The 17,860-nt window shown below is 63.3% G+C and carries 17 protein-coding genes; 14 read left to right on the top strand and 3 right to left on the bottom strand.

What is annotated here, in order from left to right:
- Positions 1-39: 39 nt before the first annotated feature.
- The gene (gene uvrB / locus FAX90_RS11845; RefSeq protein ID WP_144097619.1) at positions 40-2,226 is read right to left on the bottom strand and encodes an excinuclease ABC subunit UvrB; all 2,187 of its coding nucleotides are present in this window, start codon (positions 2,224-2,226) and stop codon (positions 40-42) included.
- Positions 2,227-2,485: 259 nt separating this feature from the next.
- Between uvrB and FAX90_RS11840 the strand changes: the two genes are divergently transcribed.
- The 8 genes from FAX90_RS11840 (at position 2,486) to FAX90_RS11805 (ending at position 9,664) form a co-directional block, all read left to right on the top strand.
- The gene (locus FAX90_RS11840) at positions 2,486-3,076 is read left to right on the top strand and encodes a DnaJ domain-containing protein (RefSeq protein WP_170234968.1); all 591 of its coding nucleotides are present in this window, start codon (positions 2,486-2,488) and stop codon (positions 3,074-3,076) included.
- A 123-nt stretch (positions 3,077-3,199) separates the two neighbouring features.
- Entirely contained in the window at positions 3,200-3,799 is a 600-nt protein-coding gene (locus FAX90_RS11835) for a DUF3617 domain-containing protein (RefSeq protein ID WP_144097617.1), read from the top strand.
- 117 nt (positions 3,800-3,916) lie between these two features.
- Complete coding sequence (locus tag FAX90_RS11830; protein ID WP_240704884.1) at positions 3,917-4,849, top strand: alpha/beta hydrolase family protein; 933 nt, start codon at positions 3,917-3,919, stop codon at positions 4,847-4,849.
- Complete coding sequence (locus tag FAX90_RS11825; RefSeq protein ID WP_144097616.1) at positions 4,846-6,276, top strand: circularly permuted type 2 ATP-grasp protein; 1,431 nt, start codon at positions 4,846-4,848, stop codon at positions 6,274-6,276. Before FAX90_RS11830 ends, FAX90_RS11825 begins: the two co-directional genes overlap by 4 nt.
- 5 nt (positions 6,277-6,281) lie before the next feature.
- The gene (locus FAX90_RS11820) at positions 6,282-7,226 is read left to right on the top strand and encodes an alpha-E domain-containing protein (RefSeq protein WP_144097615.1); all 945 of its coding nucleotides are present in this window, start codon (positions 6,282-6,284) and stop codon (positions 7,224-7,226) included.
- Positions 7,227-7,238: 12 nt separating this feature from the next.
- Positions 7,239-8,051, top strand: coding sequence for a transglutaminase family protein (locus FAX90_RS11815; protein WP_205700683.1), 813 nt, complete (start codon positions 7,239-7,241; stop codon positions 8,049-8,051).
- 84 nt (positions 8,052-8,135) lie between these two features.
- Positions 8,136-8,894: a proteasome-type protease gene (locus FAX90_RS11810; RefSeq protein ID WP_144097614.1), complete on the top strand. Its 759-nt coding sequence runs from the start codon at positions 8,136-8,138 to the stop codon at positions 8,892-8,894.
- A 152-nt stretch (positions 8,895-9,046) separates the two neighbouring features.
- Positions 9,047-9,664, top strand: coding sequence for a response regulator transcription factor (locus FAX90_RS11805; protein WP_144097613.1), 618 nt, complete (start codon positions 9,047-9,049; stop codon positions 9,662-9,664).
- A gap of 87 nt (positions 9,665-9,751) precedes the next feature.
- Here FAX90_RS11805 and FAX90_RS11800 read toward each other — a convergent pair whose 3' ends face one another.
- Entirely contained in the window at positions 9,752-10,324 is a 573-nt protein-coding gene (locus FAX90_RS11800; protein WP_144097612.1) for a TMEM165/GDT1 family protein, read from the bottom strand.
- 294 nt (positions 10,325-10,618) lie between these two features.
- On the opposite strand from FAX90_RS11800, the gene FAX90_RS11795 reads away from it, so the two are divergent.
- Positions 10,619-11,563, top strand: a complete 945-nt coding sequence (locus FAX90_RS11795) for an META domain-containing protein (protein WP_170234967.1) — start codon at positions 10,619-10,621, stop codon at positions 11,561-11,563.
- 1 nt (position 11,564) lies between these two features.
- Here FAX90_RS11795 and FAX90_RS11790 read toward each other — a convergent pair whose 3' ends face one another.
- The gene (locus FAX90_RS11790) at positions 11,565-12,269 is read right to left on the bottom strand and encodes an extensin-like domain-containing protein (protein WP_240704883.1); all 705 of its coding nucleotides are present in this window, start codon (positions 12,267-12,269) and stop codon (positions 11,565-11,567) included.
- Between the two features lie 196 nt (positions 12,270-12,465).
- On the opposite strand from FAX90_RS11790, the gene FAX90_RS11785 reads away from it, so the two are divergent.
- The 5 genes from FAX90_RS11785 (at position 12,466) to FAX90_RS11765 (ending at position 17,852) form a co-directional block, all read left to right on the top strand.
- Positions 12,466-13,587 carry a phosphoserine transaminase gene (locus FAX90_RS11785; protein WP_144097610.1) on the top strand — a complete coding sequence of 374 codons (1,122 nt, stop codon included), beginning with the start codon at positions 12,466-12,468 and terminating at the stop codon, positions 13,585-13,587.
- Positions 13,588-13,659: 72 nt separating this feature from the next.
- A complete protein-coding gene (gene serA / locus FAX90_RS11780; protein WP_144097609.1) occupies positions 13,660-15,243 on the top strand; it encodes a phosphoglycerate dehydrogenase in 1,584 nt (527 codons plus the stop codon).
- A 138-nt stretch (positions 15,244-15,381) separates the two neighbouring features.
- Entirely contained in the window at positions 15,382-15,945 is a 564-nt protein-coding gene (locus tag FAX90_RS11775; protein WP_240704882.1) for a carboxymuconolactone decarboxylase family protein, read from the top strand.
- A 1-nt stretch (position 15,946) separates the two neighbouring features.
- On the top strand, positions 15,947-16,666 hold the full coding sequence (locus FAX90_RS16835; protein ID WP_240704881.1) for an EthD domain-containing protein: 720 nt from the start codon (positions 15,947-15,949) through the stop codon (positions 16,664-16,666).
- Between the two features lie 67 nt (positions 16,667-16,733).
- Positions 16,734-17,852, top strand: a complete 1,119-nt coding sequence (locus tag FAX90_RS11765) for an ATP phosphoribosyltransferase regulatory subunit (RefSeq protein ID WP_144097608.1) — start codon at positions 16,734-16,736, stop codon at positions 17,850-17,852.
- Positions 17,853-17,860 lie beyond the last annotated feature (8 nt).

The raw sequence follows: 17,860 nt of genomic DNA, 5'->3' as shown, positions 1-17,860 counted from the left end.
GGCGCGATATGCCAAGCCGTTGAGGGCTCGGCAACAGACTTAACGCTTCCACTTCTTCTGCACTTTGCCATAGCGCGTTTTGCGCGTGCCCGGCTTGCCTTCGTTGGATCGGCCCACGATGGGCGCCTTCTTCTCTCCGTCCGGCAGTCCGAGCTCTTCGTTTTCAAGCCGGCGGATCTCGTCGCGAAGACGTCCCGCCTCCTCGAACTCGAGGTCGGCGGCAGCAGCGCGCATCCGGGCTTCCAGATCCTCGATATAGGCGCGCAAATTGTGCCCGACGAGATTGTTGACCTCGTCATCGCCGGTATCGACGGTGACGCCGTCCTTGCTGGCGGTGTCGGCGACGATGTCGTGGATGTTGCGCTTGATCGTCTGCGGCGTGATGCCGTGTTCGAGGTTGTATTCCTCCTGCTTGGCGCGGCGGCGGTCGGTTTCGGCGATCGCCCGCTCCATGCTGCCGGTCATGCGATCGGCATAGAGGATGACGCGCCCGTCGACGTTGCGCGCGGCGCGGCCGATGGTCTGGATTAGCGAGGTCTCGCTGCGCAAGAAGCCTTCCTTGTCGGCATCGAGAATGCACACCAGCCCGCATTCTGGAATGTCGAGCCCTTCGCGCAGCAGGTTGATGCCGACCAGCACGTCATAGACGCCCAGCCGCAAGTCGCGGATCAGCTCGATACGTTCCAGCGTCTCCACATCGGAATGCATGTAGCGCACGCGAACGCCCGCTTCGTGCATGAATTCGGTCAGGTCTTCGGCCATGCGCTTGGTCAGCGTGGTGACCAACGTGCGATAGCCCTTGGCCGCGGTGGCCTTGCACTCGTTGATGCAGTCCTGGACCTGGTCCTCGACCGGCTTGATCTCGACCGGCGGGTCGATCAGGCCAGTGGGGCGGATGACCTGTTCGGCAAAAACGCCGCCGGTCTCCTCCATCTCCCACCCGCCGGGTGTTGCCGAAACGGCGATGGTCTGCGGGCGCATTGCATCCCATTCGTTGAAGCGCAGCGGGCGGTTGTCGATGCAAGACGGCAGGCGGAACCCGTATTCGGCCAGTGTCAGTTTGCGCCGGTGGTCCCCGCGCGCCATCGCGCCGATCTGCGGCACCGTCTGGTGGCTTTCGTCCACAAACAACAGGGCATTGTCGGGCAGGTATTCGAAAAGCGTCGGCGGCGGCTCACCCGGAAGGCGGCCGGTCAGAAATCGGGAATAGTTCTCGATACCCGCGCACGATCCGGTGGCGGCGATCATTTCAAGGTCGAAATTCGTGCGCTGTTCCAGCCGCTGGTGTTCCAGCAGCTTGCCCTCTGCCTCCAGCTCTTTCAGCCGTTCGGTCAGTTCGAACCGGATCGCCTCGCTTGCCTGTTTCATCGTCGGGCCGGGGGTCACGTAGTGCGAGTTCGCGTAGATGCGCACCTTGTCGAGGCTTGCGCCCTTCTTGCCGGTGAGGGGATCGAACTCGCTGATCTCCTCGATCTCGTCACCAAAGAAAGAGATGCGCCAGGCCATGTCCTCGTAGTGCGAAGGGAAGATTTCGAGGTTGTCGCCGCGCACGCGGAAGTTGCCGCGCGCAAAGGCGGCGTCGTTGCGCTTGTACTGCAGCGCGACGAGCTTTCGGATGATCTCGCGCTGGTCGGCGGTTTCGTCCTTCTTGATGTCGAAGATCATGGCCGAATACGTCTCGACCGAACCGATGCCGTAGAGGCACGAGACCGAGGCGACGATGATCACGTCGTCGCGTTCCAGCAAGGCGCGGGTGGCCGAGTGGCGCATCCGGTCGATCGCCTCGTTTACCGAGCTTTCCTTCTCGATATAGGTGTCGGACCGGGGCACATAGGCTTCGGGCTGATAATAATCGTAGTACGATACGAAATATTCGACCGCGTTATTCGGAAAGAAGCTCTTGAATTCGCCATAGAGCTGCGCGGCGAGGATCTTGTTCGGCGCAAGGATCAGCGCGGGCCGCTGCATCTGCTCGATCACCTTGGCCATCGTGAACGTCTTGCCCGAACCCGTGACGCCCAGCAGGACTTGCGTCTTCTCGTCCTCTTGCGCGGCCTGGACCAGTTCGGCGATCGCGGTCGGCTGGTCGCCTGCGGGCTGATACTCGGAAACAAGCTCGAACCGCTTGCCCGGCATGGATTTTTCGGGCCGCTGCGGTTTGTGGGGAACGAAGTTTTCTGAAGTATCGGGCTCTTCAAGGCCGCGACGGATCACGAGTTCTGCCATGTTCGGGAATATGGGAACGAGCGGGGGTGGATGCAATTCGCTTGTTTGCAAGCATGGCCGCCGTTCCGCCGCGACGCCGTGCACTTGCCCACAATCTGCGGTTTTCTGCCGCACGCTCTTTGACAAAAGGTCCCGTTAAAGTGACAATTGCCGAGCGTTTTGGTTGACGCGCCCCGTCATGCTTGACGGGGATCGGGGGGTTAGCGCATCGGTCGTTTTTCGCTGGTGGTCGGCGTGCGCCAATGGGGGATTCAGCGGCATGGAAAACGGACAGCATTACACCGATTACTATAAGGTGCTGAAGGTAAACCCCGATTGCGATGCAAGAATACTTGAACTTGCGTATCACTACTTTGCCAAGATGTATCATCCGGACAACGCGGCCACCGCCGATCCGGACCGCTTTGCCGAAACGATCGAGGCGTATCGCATCCTGCGCGATCCGGAAAAGCGCGCGGCCTACGACCGGACCTACAATCGCGGATCGGGTGCATCCTTCGAATTTCCGCAGAGCGACGAACTGGCCCTCGACGAAAAGTCGGCGCTTTCCGATGCGGAGACGCACGCCAAGATCCTGTCCTTCCTTTACAAGCGCCGCCGCGAACATGCCTCCGACGCGGGCGTGATCGGCTGGCTGCTGCAGGAAATGCTGGGCTGTTCGGAAGACCATTTCGAATTTCACGTCTGGTATCTCAAGAACAAGGGCTTCATCGAGGTGACCGAACAGGGCACGATCGCCGTGACCATCGCGGGGGTCGATCACGTCATCGCATCGTCGCGCACGCGGCAGGCCGATACCCTGATGCTTCAGCAAGGGCCGATCGTCGCGCCCGATGCTGGCGCGTCCTGATTCCCGGCGCGTCCTGATCGCATTACTGCGCGGTTTCACCGGAAGGGCTGTTGCAATCGCGGGGGCGTGGTCTAGCCTGTTCGCCTGAACAGACGACCATGTTTCTTCCGGAGAACGACGACTATGCGCATCCGCCCTTTATCGAGGCTTGCCATCCTTTGCCTTGCCCCCCTGGCACTGGCCGCATGCGGTTCGGATGAAAGCGCCGAGCAGGCGGACGAGGCGAGCGTCGCTTCGGGCGAGGATACGCTGACCGCGCCGGGAGGCATGAGCGAAGACGCGATCGCTGCCGAGATGAAAAAGGCGATCCGGCCGAAACCGGGCCAGTACACGTCGACGGCAGAGCTGATCGAACTGGACGTGCCCGGCGTTCCCGCGGCGCAGGCAAAGCAGATGAAGGACATGATGGGCTCCTCGCTTGCCCGCACGACCAGCCGCTGCCTGACCCCGGACGAGGCCGAGAAGGGTTTCGAGGAACTGGCCAAGGCGCAGCAGGAAGGCTGCACGGTCGACAGCTTCAAGGTCGACGGCAGCAAGTTCGTCGGCAAGATGACTTGCGAAAACCCCGATGCCAGCGGCACCATGACGATGAGTGGGACGGGCACGGAAACCAGCTCCGACATGGAGATGGCGATGGACATGACTTCGCCGAACCTTCCGGGCGGGCGCATGGCGATGAAGATGCACGTGACCAGCAAGCGCACGGGCGATTGCGAGGGCTGATCCGGGAAAGGCGGAAACTCCTGCCGGTCCGACGCGTTGGGAGAGGGAAGGGCGGCTTCTTCGCAATTGCGGTTCAATCATTTTGCACCTGCGAAAGCTTTTGCTAAGACAAGCGGGATGACCATGGCGACCACGCAGGACAGCAAGGTTTCGAAACGCGGCAGCAGTGCCGCGGTCGAAACCCGCCTGCCGCACGCAGACGATCAGAAAAAGCCTGTCGCCTCGCGCGATTTGCCCACCCCGCGAAAGCCGGGCCGTGGCTTCAGTCTCATCATTTCCGAATTTCGCCGCCGCCATTCGCTGGCTTCGCGTCCGCAGCCCGAAGGGGTATCGACGCCGCCCTCGCGGCTGCTGATTTCCGAATTCGCCTCGCTGGCGTTCCCGCATCTCTATTCCGCGATCCACGGAAAGCCGCGCATCGCGGCGGTGGAGCGGCCCCGTTCGGTCATGCTCCTGCCCGGTTTCGGTTCGCACCCCTGGCGCATGGCAGCCATGCGGTCCGCGCTGGACAAGGCGGGGCATTCGGTTACCGATTGGGGCCTTGGCTGGAACCTGGGGGCGACGGAAGACAGGTTCGACCGTCTGCTCTCCCGGATTGAGCGCGTGTCCCGCGCCGAGGGGCGCAAGATCACGCTGATCGGGTGGAGCCTTGGCGGCGTCTTCGCGCGTGAGGCGGCAAAGCGGCTTCCCGATCACGTCGAAATGGTCGTGACGATGGGCTCGCCCTTTTCCGGCGACATGCACGGCAACAACGCGTGGCGCATCTATCACTGGCTGGTCGGCCATCCGGTCGACGAACCGCCGGTGGGCGAGGATATCGCGGCCAAACCCGCCGTGCCGACGGTGGCGTTGTGGAGCGCGCAGGACGGTATCGTCCATCGCCACTGCGCCTGCGGACGGCCCGGCGAACGCGACCTTTCGTTATCGGTGCGCTGCACGCACATGGGCTTTGCGTGGCATCCCGCCGCGATAGAAGCCGTGGCCCGCGTGCTGGCCGATCCACCTTGCGATCTCGACAATCCCCAAACTCAACAGACGGAACAGGCATGAGCGGACAGCGCCCCGACACTTTCGACGAGATGATCGACGCCGAAGGGGGGGTACGCGCTGCCTACGAAGGATACCGACAGTGGTTTGACGAACAGGACCCGCAGGGACTGAAGCGCAAGCACCAGGAGGCGGAGGCCTTTTTCCGCAAGACCGGCATTACCTTCAACGTCTATGGCCAAGACGATGCCGAAGAACGGCTGATCCCGTTCGACCCGGTGCCCCGCATCGTCACCGCGCAGGAATGGCGCCGCCTGTCGCGCGGGATCGAACAGCGCGTCAGGGCGCTGAACGCGTTCCTTCACGACCTTTACCACCGGCAGGAAATCATCAAGGCGGGCCGCGTGCCCGAATGGCTTCTGCGCGGAAACGAGGCATATCTTCCGCACATGAGCGGGTTCACCCCGCCCGGCGGCGTCTATACCCACATCACCGGCATCGACCTTGTCCGCACGGGGCCGAACGACTTCCACGTACTGGAAGACAATGCCCGCACGCCCAGCGGCGTTTCCTACATGCTGGAAAACCGCGAGACGATGATGGCGATGTTCCCCGAACTTTTCACGCGGGTGAAAGTCGCACCGGTATCGAACTATCCGCGCCGCCTTGCCCGCAGCCTCGCCGCCTGCGCTCCGCCGGCTTGCGAAGGGCGCCCCGTCGTCGCGGTGCTGACGCCGGGTATCTACAATTCGGCCTATTACGAACATTCGTTCCTGGCCGATCAGATGGGCGCCGAACTGGTGGAGGCATCGGACCTTCGCGTGATCGGCGGCCGCGTCCAGATGCGCACGACGCGCGGGTTCAAGCCGGTCGACGTCCTCTATCGCCGCGTCGACGACGATTACCTCGATCCGCTGACCTTCCGCGCCGATTCCATGCTGGGCGTGCCCGGCATCATGGACGTCTATCGCGCGGGCGGCATCACGATCGCCAATGCGCCGGGCACCGGCATCGCCGACGACAAGGCGCTCTATTCCTTCATGCCGGAAATCGTCGAATTCTACACGGGCGAGAAACCGTTGCTTCCCAACGTGGAGACCTATCGCTGCATGGAAGAGGACGCGCTGAAGTACGTCCTCGACAACATTGCAGACCTGGTCGTGAAGGAAGTGCACGGATCGGGCGGCTATGGCATGTTGATCGGGCCGACGTCATCCAAGCGCGAAATCGCCAGGTTCACCGAGAAGCTGAAGGCCAATCCGCACAATTACATCGCGCAGCCCACGCTCTCGCTTTCAACCGTACCGATCCTCACCAAGAAAGGTCTCGCCCCGCGCCATGTCGACTTGCGTCCCTTCGTGTTGATGAGCCCCAACGGCATCGAGATCACCCCCGGCGGCCTGACCCGCGTGGCGCTGAAAAGCGGCAGCCTGGTGGTCAATTCAAGCCAGGGTGGCGGGACCAAGGACAGCTGGGTGCTGGAGGAGTAATGACGATGCTCGGACGCTCAGCCAACGCCGTATTCTGGATGTTCCGCTATCTCGAGCGGGCGGAGAACCTTGCCCGCCTGCTCGATACCGGTTTCCGCATGGCGCTAACCCGCGATCATCTCACTGCCGAGGAAGAATGGCGCTCGGTCATCGAGACTGCGGGAATGCGCGACAGCTACCAGGAACAGCACGGGACTTATGCCGGTATCCAGGTCTGGAACCACATCCTGCGCGATCGCAACAATTTCAATTCGATCCGCTCGCTGATCGGGGCGGTCCGCACGAACGCGCGTTCGGCCCGCAACGTGATCACCAGCGAGGTCTGGGAGGCGGTGAACGGCAGCTACCTGCAGCTCAACGACCTCCTCGCCCGGCCCGTGAACCAGTCCGGCCTTGCCGACGCCATCAACACCGTGAAGCGCGAATCCACGCTCGTTCGCGGGGCGATCTACGGGTCGATGCTGCGTAACGACATCTACAACTTCGCTCGTATCGGCAGCTTCATCGAACGCGCCGACAATACGGCCCGCATCCTCGACGTGAAGTATTACGTCCTGCTCCCATCGCTGTCCTACGTCGGGTCCAGCCTCGACAACGTGCAGTGGGAAACGATCCTGCGGTCGCTGGGCGCCGAAAGGGCCTATCGCTGGCTGAATGCAGGACAGTTGGACGCGCGCGGCATTGCCGATTTCCTGATCCTCGACGGGCGTTTCCCGCGTTCGCTGGCGTTCTGTTATTCGAAGATCCGTTCGAACCTGCAAAGCCTTGCCTTGCAATATGGCGAAGAGGTCCACGCGCACGAAGTCATGCGCAATGCCGATCTCAAGCTGCAGGACAAGAACATCGACCTCGTCATCGACAAGGGGCTGCACGAGTTTCTGAGCGACTTCATCGCCTGTAACAACGACATCGCCCGCGCCGTCGAAACCGACTACCGCTTTACCGACTGACCGGAGCTGCCCATGCGCATCGCAATAACCCATCGCACCCGGTACGATTTTGAAGAGCCGGTCGTTCACGCCCTGCAACGCCTGCGGCTTACGCCCAAGAGCACGAGCGGCCAGTCCGTCATGGAATGGTCGATGGAGATGGACGGGGCGGAACGCGAGCTGGAATACGAGGACCACAACTGCAACACGACGACGCTGGTGGCTGTCGAACCCGGCGTCCGCCACGTCACGATCGAATGCAAGGGACTGGTCGATACCGACGACAATGCCGGCATCATCGGCCGCCATGCCGGTCACTTGCCGATCTGGCACTTCGCCGGACAGTCGAAGATGACGAAGCCGGGCAGCGTGATGAAGGCGATCACCTCCGGCCTTGCCGACAGCGACGACCGGCTGGGCATGTTGCATGAGCTGTCCGCAAGGGTCCTCGACAAGGTGCGTTACGAAGCCGGCCGCACGACGAGCGAGACGACGGCGGAAGAAGCGGCCGCTGCCGGCCACGGCGTTTGCCAGGATCATGCGCACATCTTCATCGGCTGTGCCCGCCATCTCGGCATTCCGGCGCGCTACGTGTCGGGATATTTGATGATGGAAGACCGCGTCATGCAAGAGGCGGGGCACGCATGGGCAGAGGCGTTCATCAAGGACCTGGGCTGGGTCGGCTTCGACATTTCCAACGGGATCAGTCCCGATGCCTGCTATGTCCGCGTCGCCACGGGCAAGGACTATTCCGAAGCCGCGCCGATCACCGGCATCAGTTTCGGCGGAACCGGCGACAGGTTGAGCGTGGAACTCGAAGTTTCGCAGCAGAAGGTGGAACAATAGGCCTCACTTGCGCTAAGCGAGGCGAATTGGCGGTGATGCGACCCAATGCACGCCGCCCGGACAGGGTATGAAGGGACGAAATTCTTGACCTATTGCGTCGGCATGATGCTGGACAAGGGGCTGGTGCTGATGAGCGACACCCGCACCAATTCGGGCGTCGACAACATCTCCGTCTTCCGCAAGATGCACAGCTGGTCCGTTCCGGGCGATCGGGTGATCGCGGTGATGACGGCGGGCAACCTGGCCACCACGCAGGCGGTCATCAGCCTGCTGGAGGAACGCACCAAGGCGCCGGAGGACCGTGAGCCTTCGATCCTGCGCGCTCCCACCATGTTCCGCGTTGCATCGATGATCGGCGAACTGCTGTCGGAAACGATCCGCAAGCGGCAGGAATCGAACGATCACATGTCGGGCGGGCCCAAGTTCACCGCTTCGATCATCGTCGCCGGCCAGATCGCCGGGATGGAACCGCGCCTGTTCCTGATCTACCCCGAAGGCAATTTCATCGAAGCGTCGATGGACACCCCCTTCTTCCAGATCGGCGAGACGAAATACGGCCGCCCGATAATTATCCGCGCCTACAATCGCGAGATGGATTTCGAGGACGCGGTCAAGCTGCTCATGGTGTCGATGGATTCGACGCTGGCGGCGAACCTGTCGGTGGGCATGCCGCTCGACCTCATGGTGATCGAGCGGGACAATTTCGAACCGCTTCATGAGCGGCGCATCCATGCCAGCGATCCGTTCTTCCAGTCGATCTCGACCGGGTGGAGCGAGGCGCTGCGCACCGCGTTCCATTCACTGCCGTCCTATTCGCTGGACCAGACCGACACCCAGGATTGAGGTAAACGGTAAAGGCTGTTGCGCCTTGTATCCAAAATGGCGGCATTCTTGTCAGGATTGCCGCCGTTTCAAAGGGTTAACAACAGTGTTAGAACCGTTTCGGAATCGTCCTTAATGGCGCTTACGCAGTTTTCCGGGGCATCGTCCCGGTCATGGAAAAGCGCAGCATCATCCACATCGTCGACATCGATCCGCGCAACCGCGCGCAGTTCGCACGCACCGTGTTCGATATGGGACACCACGCCGAAGTGTACGACGATGCCTTCGAACTGACTTCACACATGCCGCGGCAAGGGATCATCCTTGCCCACGACGATCAGGATGCGGGCGGCATTTCCGGATTGATAAACGCCATGGCCGATCGGGGCGCCTGGCTGCCGGTCATCGCGATGGCAAACCGCCCCTGCATCGATCACGTGGTCGCTGCCATGCGGTCGGGCGCTTTCGACTATCTGCCCAAGCCGCTCGATCCAGCGGCGCTGGAACTGGCCATCGCCCGTGTCTCGAAAGAGGCTGCGACCCAGGCCGAATATCGCAAGCGTTCGCTGGACGCGCGGACCCGCATATCGATGCTGTCCAACCGCGAACGCGAAGTGCTGGACCGCTTGGCGCAGGGCTGTTCGAACAAGGCGATTGCCCGCGAACTCGATATCAGCCCGCGCACCGTGGAAATCCACCGCGGCAACATGATGGACAAATTGGGCGCCCGCCACGCGGCAGAGGCCGTGCGACTTCGCCTCGAAGCGTCGATGGGCGACTGGCTTCACTGATACTGCAGAAGGTCCGGTTGGGACCTGGTGGGGGCCCGTCGCAGCTAGTGCCCATGCTGCGGCGGGCAAATCCCTGTCTTGCGCGGTTCAGCCCAGAAGCCCGGCAGTTTCCGCCGCCAGCCACAGGCCGACGATCACGAACAACAACGCTGCCGCCATGCGGATCTTCGCCAGCGGCAAGCGGTTTGCCAGCCGGTCGCCCAGCCACAGGACCGGCGCATTGGCCAGCATCATGCCGATCGTCGTGCCGATGGTGACCATGACCGCGTCCGAAAACCGCGCGCCCAACGCGATGGTCGCCACCTGGGTCTTGTCCCCGATCTCCACCAGGAAGAACGCGATCAGCGTCGTCATGAAGGCTCCGCCGCGCGACTTCGGCTTGTCGTCCTCCTCGAACTTGTCGGGGATCAGCGTCCACAGCCCCATGACGACGAAGCCCGCCGCGACGAGATAGCGGAACAATTCGCCATCGAACCATGCCGCGGCCTGCGCTCCGATCAGCGCGGCAAGGAAATGGTTCGCCAGCGTCGCGAACAGGATGCCGAAGGCGATCGGCACCGGCTGCCGGTATTTGGCGGCCAGAAGCATGGCCAGCAGCATCGTCTTGTCGCCGATCTCGGCAAGCGCGACGACGGCGGTGGAGGTAAAGAGGGCTTCCATGGGATACTCCGGGCCGGGCTTCGCAGCAGACATGAGCAACACCGCACCCCCGCCCGGCCGGACAGGAGGTTCGGTGTCACGCAGTCTCGCCGGAATCAATCCCCACGCGCCGGAGCCTCTCGGCCCAGTATGTCGACGGCGGGCCCGCGCGATAGGGCGCGGGTGGCTACTCCCCGGATGACGGCGGCGGAGTAGCGGTGACAGGCGCGCTATTCAAGGACGATTAACCCTGTCCGGCAGATCAAGGGCCGTGGCATCCAGAGATGGATGAAAACGGGGCGCGGGAAGGCAACGATGAAGTTGTTCATGATATCCGGCTCGATTGTGGCCGGTCTTCTGGCCGGTTGCGGTACGGCCGACACTACGGCTTCGTCACCGGCCGGAACGCCGGTCGCGGTGCCGGAAGACCCGATCCCCGTTACCAATGTCACGCAGGTTCAGGGCGACTGGCAGGTCCTGTCCTTCGACGGGTACGAGCCGCCCCTCTACGTCCATCCGCAACCTTACGCCTTTGCCAGTTTTGCCTTCAATGGTGGGGTCGGCCTCAGGCTAGAGTGCAACTCGTCGGGTGCGGCGGGCAAAGTCGCGGACGGCCGCTTCAATCATCCGAAAGGTGCGGGGCCCCAGCCCCAGACTGTGATGAGCTGCGGTTCCGAGAAAAACGAGCGCGAAGCGACCTACTTCGCGTTCTTCCGCAAGAGCCCGACGATGGAGATCAGGCCCGATGGAAGGCTCCTGATGCGGGCGGCGGACAGTGAACTGTTGCTGGCCAGGGTCGAGGAAGTCCGCCTCCAGACTTTGCCGACGATGAACGAGATGGCGGGGCCATGGCGGGCCGAAGGCCTTATGAAGGCGCAGGACGGAGGAACTCGCGGCATTGGCCTGTCCGAACTGGCCCAAAGGGTCGTCATCGGCGAGACGAGCCTTGCCTTGTCCGGTTGTGACGAGGCTTCGGTCGAGACGCGCTACACCGAAGACGGGCGGCTGGAGCGGACCGGCGGTGCCGATGCTGCGGAAATCCGCAACGCGTGCGGCGAACTGATGGGCGGACATTCGATGCCCGGCCTTTCGAGCACCGAACTGGCGGATATCCTCGCTGGCAGCCCGACCATCTACCGTTCGGGGAAGGACCGGATCACGATGACGTCGGCTAATCTGGTGCTGGACCTTACCCGCGAACCGTGCGTGATGCTCAACCAGTCCGACGACCATTCGCGCATCTGGGAAGAGCCTTGCTGACCTAGCGGCAGAAGCTGCCTTCGCCCAGTTCGAGGTGGAAGTGATCCTCGTGCGCGGCGTTGTATTCGGGGCCAAGCACGGTGCCGAAACGCTTGCAGGCGCTGGCCTGCACGACGCGCAGGAAGCGGCGTTCCATCTCCGTCCCGCCGTCCCAGTCTTCTTTCACCGTGATCCGGCGGCCGTCGGCCAGTACGAAACCCGATACGTCCAGCGCGTTGGCGTTGGAGTGGGCCGAGCGGCGCGACGAACCGGCAACGTTGCGGCAATTGTACGATCCGAACGTCTCTATCCGCACGATCCCGCTGCCCAGCATCTGGCGCGCCGCGCGGTCGACGCCATAGCGCGCCCATGACGCCACCGTTTGCGACAGCGGACAGGCGATGCGTTTGGCGTTGGTAACCTCGATCCGGCTGGCGTCACCGGCAAGGTGATAGAGCGTGACGGCATTGGTGCTGGAACAGCCGCCACCGGTCAGCAGGTCGTTCAGCGGCACGAAATCGGCACCCTGTTCGGCCAGCTCGCGCCGACAAATCCGCGCTTCTTTCGAAGTGACAGGCCGGGCGACGGGCGCGCTGGTCGTCGTGCGGGGCGGGGCAGGGCGCTCCGCCGCGCAGGCGGCGAGCATCAGCGAAAGCACCGGAACGGCCACGACGGTGCTGCGGCGCGGCAGGCCGGGGAACGGGCGGCGTCGGATTCGGTTCGACATATGGGTACTTTAAGGGGCCATCGGGCCGTAGCCAAATGGCCTGCGGCACATATCCCATCACGAATTTGCCCATAGTTTTTCGAAAGTTGCGCGATTTGGGCCAAAGACTGATTGACACTGCGCGCACCATCTTTAGAGCGGCCGACGGGCCACGCGGTCCCAACGCCGCGCGAGCTCTCTGCAAGGAGAGTCTTAAATGACTGATACAAAGCCGACGCTGCCGGAGCGTCCCTATTTCTCTTCCGGTCCCTGCGCCAAGCCCCCGGTTTGGACTCCCGAAAAAATCGACACTGCATCGCTTGGGCGCTCGCACCGCTCGAAGCTTGGCAAGGCACGTCTGCAGTACTGCATCGACCTGATGCGAGAACTGCTGGAACTGCCCGAAACCCACCGCATCGGCATCGTGCCCGGTTCGGACACGGGTGCTTTCGAAATGGCGATGTGGACGATGCTGGGCGCACGCCCGGTGACGACGCTGGCGTGGGAAAGCTTCGGCTCTGGCTGGGTGACGGACGCGGTGAAGCAGCTGAAGCTGGACCCGACCGTCATGGAAGCGCCCTATGGCGAAATTCCCGACCTTGCGAAGGTCGACTGGACGAACGACGTCCTCTTCACCTGGAACGGCACCACGTCGGGCGCACGCGTCCCGAACGCCGACTGGATCGCAGAGGACCGTGAGGGCCTGTCCTTCGCCGACGCAACCAGCGCGGTTTTCGCGCAGAAGATCGACTGGACCCGGATCGACGTCGCCACTTTCTCCTGGCAGAAAGTGCTGGGCGGTGAAGGCGCGCACGGCGTGCTGATCCTCGGTCCGCGTGCTGTCGAACGGCTCGAAACCTATTCGCCCGCATGGCCGCTGCCGAAGGTGTTCCGCCTTGCCAAGGGCGGCAAGCTGATCGAGGGCATCTTCAAGGGTGAGACGATCAACACCCCTTCGATGTTGGCGGTCGAGGACGCGATCCTCGCGCTGGAATGGGGCAAGGACCTGGGCGGCGCAGCTGCCCTGCGTGCCCGTGCCGATGCCAATGCCGCCGCGCTGAACCAGATCGTGACGGAGCGTTCGTGGCTCGGCCATCTCGTCGCCGACGAAGCGATCCGGTCGAACACCTCGGTCTGTCTGACCGTCGAAGGCGCGGATACCGACTTCATCAAGAAGTTCGCCAAGCTGCTCGAGGACGAAGGCGCTGCCTATGACATCGCGGGTTATCGCGATGCCCCGGCGGGCCTGCGCATCTGGTGCGGCGCGACCGTGAATACGGCGGATATCGAGGCGCTTGGCCCCTGGCTCGACTGGGCCTGGACCAAACTCTCGGCCTGATCCCTTTTTGACCGGCGGGCCGTCGTGTCCGCCGGATCATTTCATGAAATCCCAAGATTGAAGGAGGCTACCATGAGCAAGCCCCGCGTTCTTATTTCCGACAAGATGGACCCCAACGCCGCCCGTATCTTCGAAGAAAACGGCTGCGACGTCGATGTCATCACCGGGGAAACCCCCGAACAGCTGATCGCACGCATCGGCGATTATGACGGTCTTGCCATCCGTTCGGCGACGAAAGTCACGAAGGAAGTGCTGGACGCCGCGACCAACCTGAAGGTCATCGGCCGCGCCGGCATCGGCGTCGACAACGTCGACATTCCCTATGCCTCGTCCAAGGGCGTGGTGGTGATGAACACGCCGTTCGGCAACTCGATCACGACCGCCGAACACGCGATCGCGATGATCATGGCGCTGGCCCGCCAGATCCCCGCAGCCAACACCCGCACGCAGGCCGGCGAATGGCCCAAGAACGACTTCATGGGCGTCGAAGTGACCGGCAAGACGCTGGGCCTGATCGGCGCGGGCAACATCGGTTCGATCGTCGCCAGCCGCGCACAGGGCCTGAAGATGAAGGTCATCGCCTTCGACCCGTTCCTGTCGGCCGAACGCGCCGTCGAAATGGGCGTGGAGAAGGTGGAGCTGGACGGCCTGCTGTCGCGCGCCGATTTCATCACGCTTCACACGCCGCTGACGGCAGAGACCAAGAACATCCTCTCGGCCGAAAACCTCGCCAAGACGAAGAAGGGCGTGCGGATCGTCAACTGCGCCCGCGGCGGCCTGATCGACGAGGCGGCACTGCGCGAGGGGCTGGAAAGCGGCCACATCGCAGGGGCCGCGCTTGATGTGTTTGAGAAGGAACCGGCCAAGGACAACGTCCTGTTCGGTGCGCCGAACTTCATCTGTACCCCGCACCTTGGTGCCTCGACGACCGAGGCACAGGTCAACGTCGCCCTGCAGGTCGCGGAACAGCTGTCCGACTATCTCGTCAACGGCGGCGTCACCAACGCGCTCAACATGCCCTCGCTCTCGGCAGAGGAAGCGCCCAAGCTCAAGCCCTATATGGCGCTCGCCGAAAAGCTGGGCAGCCTCGTCGGCCAGCTCGCGCACGGCAACCTGTCGCGCATCGGCGTCGAAGTCGAAGGCCATGCGGCCACGCTGAACATCAAGCCGATCACCGGCGCGGTGCTGGCGGGCCTGATGCGCCGGTATTCCGACACGGTGAACATGGTCAACGCGCCCTTCATTGCCAAGGAACGCGGCATGGAAGTGCGCGAGATCCGCAACGAGCGTGAAGGCGCGTACAGCACCCTGATCCGCATCAAGGTCGATACCGACATGGGCGAGCGTACCGTTGCCGGCACGCTGTTCGGCAAGAGCCAGCCGCGTCTCGTCGATATCTTCGGCATCGGGATCGAGGCCGACCTCGACGGTCACATGCTCTACATCTCGAACGAGGACGCGCCCGGCTTCATCGGCCGTATCGGCTCGATCCTGGGCGAGGCGGGCATCAACATCGGCACGTTCCACCTTGGCCGCCGCGCCACGGGCGGCGAAGCGGTGCTGCTGCTGTCGGTCGACCAGGAAATCCCGGAAAGCGTGCTCAAGACCATTTGCGATGCGCAGGGCGTCCGTACGGTGAAGGCGCTTTCTTTCTAAAAGTTTCGTTCACCCGAAACGAAAAGGCCGGTGCCGTCGGGTGCCGGCCTTTTTTCGTGGGGCCACCCTGTCCTTTGTCGCAGTGACCGTGGGGGGGCTGCACTGACATCCTCGCCAAAACATTTGGGAGAATGTGCGATGGCAAGGATCCGGTTGCTAGAGACGTCGGAGATGGAGCCCGAAATGGCGGGCATGGTTAATCAGATGGCCGAACTGGTCGGCGATACGACGGCCCTGCGCGCGATTGCGCACCGGCCCGATATCGTGAAGTCGTTCGGCTCCTTCTACTGGCCGCTCCAGATGGACGGATTGCTGAGCCGCAAGCTGGTGGAGCAGGTGCGTCTGGCCGTTGCGCAAGTGAACCAGTGCGCCAACTGCCTCGGCTCGCGCTATCAGGATTCGATCGACGAGGGCCTGTCCGAAGAGATGATCGCGGCGCTGCCCAATGCGGAAACATCGCCCATGTTCGACGAGCGTGAGCGGGCCGCCATCGCCTTTGGCCAGCAGATGGCCGCTGATCATTTCGGCGTGGACGATGCGATGTTCGAACGCCTGCACCGCAGCTTCACCGAGAAGGAAATCGTCGAACTGTGCTTCGACGTGGCGCAGTTCGTCGGCATCGGCAGGATGTTCGCCGTGATCGATGCAACGAACACGGCCTGCCAGATCCCGAACCTCGCCACGCGCGAAGCGGCCGAATAGGATGGCGAACCGGATTGGCCGCCCCAAGGCCGCGCTTTACGCCCGAATTGCAGACGGCGCCGATGCCGACGCGGTGTTTGCCGATGCGCAGGTGGCCGCGAAAGAGCTTGCCGCCGATCTTGCGCAAGGCGTCGATGCGCGGCTCGCACGTCGGATCGCCGACATGCCCGAGCTGGAACATCACCGCATCATGTCCCCGCCCACATCGCCGCCGCCGTTCGACCTCGCATGGCAAGTCGTCGCGACGGAAGGCGAGCTATCGGCAGGCATGACCGACGCCGTCGCCGGCATGGCAAAGGCGCTGTCGGGCCGGATTAACGACGTGGAGGTTTTTGCAGGACGCGAAGTGGCGATCACGGCCGGTGACGGTCCGGTCTACATCGTCATGCCGCTGCGCCGCCTTGCCGCGCTCGACCGCGCCGGGTTCATGACCATGTGGTTCGACGGCCATGCCCAGCTGGGCGAGGAAGTGGAAGGCGTCCGCTATCGCCAGAACCACGTTGACGTCGATGCCACAACACGGCTCGGGACACGTGTCGGCAGTAGTGCCGAACCGCTGGACGGACTGGCCGAATCCTATTTCGACACGCTCGACGATGCGGTTGCGATCATGAGCCAGACCTCGGTGACGGTCGATGCCATCGTGGATGAACGGCGTTTCATCGATCACGCGCGATCGCGTTTCGCGCTCTACGAAACGCAGTGGCGCAGACCGGCCTGACCGAAAGATCGCCTGAGGCCGCATAGGTATTCGACAAGTGCGGCCGTCGTGGCTAAAGCGCCTCGCCATGCAGGACATGACCCACGACCTACTGCCAGAAGGATTGAGCGACCGGTTGCCCCCGCTCGCCGCCGAAGCCATGCGCGTCACCCGTGCGATGACCGATGTGCTGGCCGGACACGGCTACGACCCGGTTCAGCCGCCGATGGTGGAATTCGAACGCTCGCTCGCCAGCCGCATGGCCGGAACGAAGCGCAACCGCATGGTCCGATTTGTCGATCCCGCTTCGCTGCGCACGCTGGCGCTGCGTTCGGACATGACGGTGCAGGTCGGCCGTATCGCCGCCACCAGCCTGAAGGACGCGGCCCGTCCGCTGCGCCTGTCCTATGCCGGGCAGGTCCTGTTCCTGAAAGGGGACGGGCTGGAGCCGGAACGCGAACGGCTGCAGGTGGGCGCGGAGATCATCGGCAACGATACCGTCGCCGCGGCCGCCGAATCGGTCGCCGTCGCGATCGAGGCGCTGAAGGCCGCCGGGGCGCACGATGTCTCGGTCGATTTCACCTTGCCCGACCTGGTCGATACGCTGGCCGGTAGCAGCCTGCCCTTGCCCGAAAGCGCCGTTTCCGCCGTGCGCCGCGAACTCGATGCCAAGGATGCAGGCTCGCTCGTCGCCGCAGGGGGCAAGGCTTACCTGCCGCTGCTTTACGCGACCGGGCCTTTCGACAGCGCCATCGAAAAGCTGGCTGCGATCGGCGCGGGTGATGCCGTTGCCTCGCGGATCGAGGGGTTGAAGCAGATCGCCGCCCGCATCGACGGGGCCGCGCGCCTGACGCTCGACCCGACGGAGCGGCACGGGTTCGAATATCAGTCGTGGTTCGGTTTCACGATTTATGCGGCTGGTGTGCGCGGCGCGCTGGGCCGTGGCGGTACCTATCGCATCACCAGCGAGGGCGGGCACGACGAGGTCGCGACCGGCTTTTCGCTCTACCCCGATCCGCTGATCGCGCGCGGTGCGGGCAGCGTGAAAGTCGAGCGGCTGTTCCTGCCACTGGGCCACGACCGCGATGCGGCCAAACGCCTGCGCACGATCGGCTGGCACACCGTGGCCGCGCTCGACGAAGCGGACGATGCCGCGGCGCTAGGCTGCACCCACGTGCTGGACGGCAAGGAACCGCGCGAGGTTTGAGCCTTGCG

Origin of the sequence: Croceicoccus sediminis (assembly GCF_007570835.1) — a bacterium.
Classification (GTDB): Bacteria; Pseudomonadota; Alphaproteobacteria; order Sphingomonadales; family Sphingomonadaceae; genus Croceicoccus; species Croceicoccus sediminis.
This window is presented reverse-complemented; position numbering and strand designations above follow the sequence as displayed.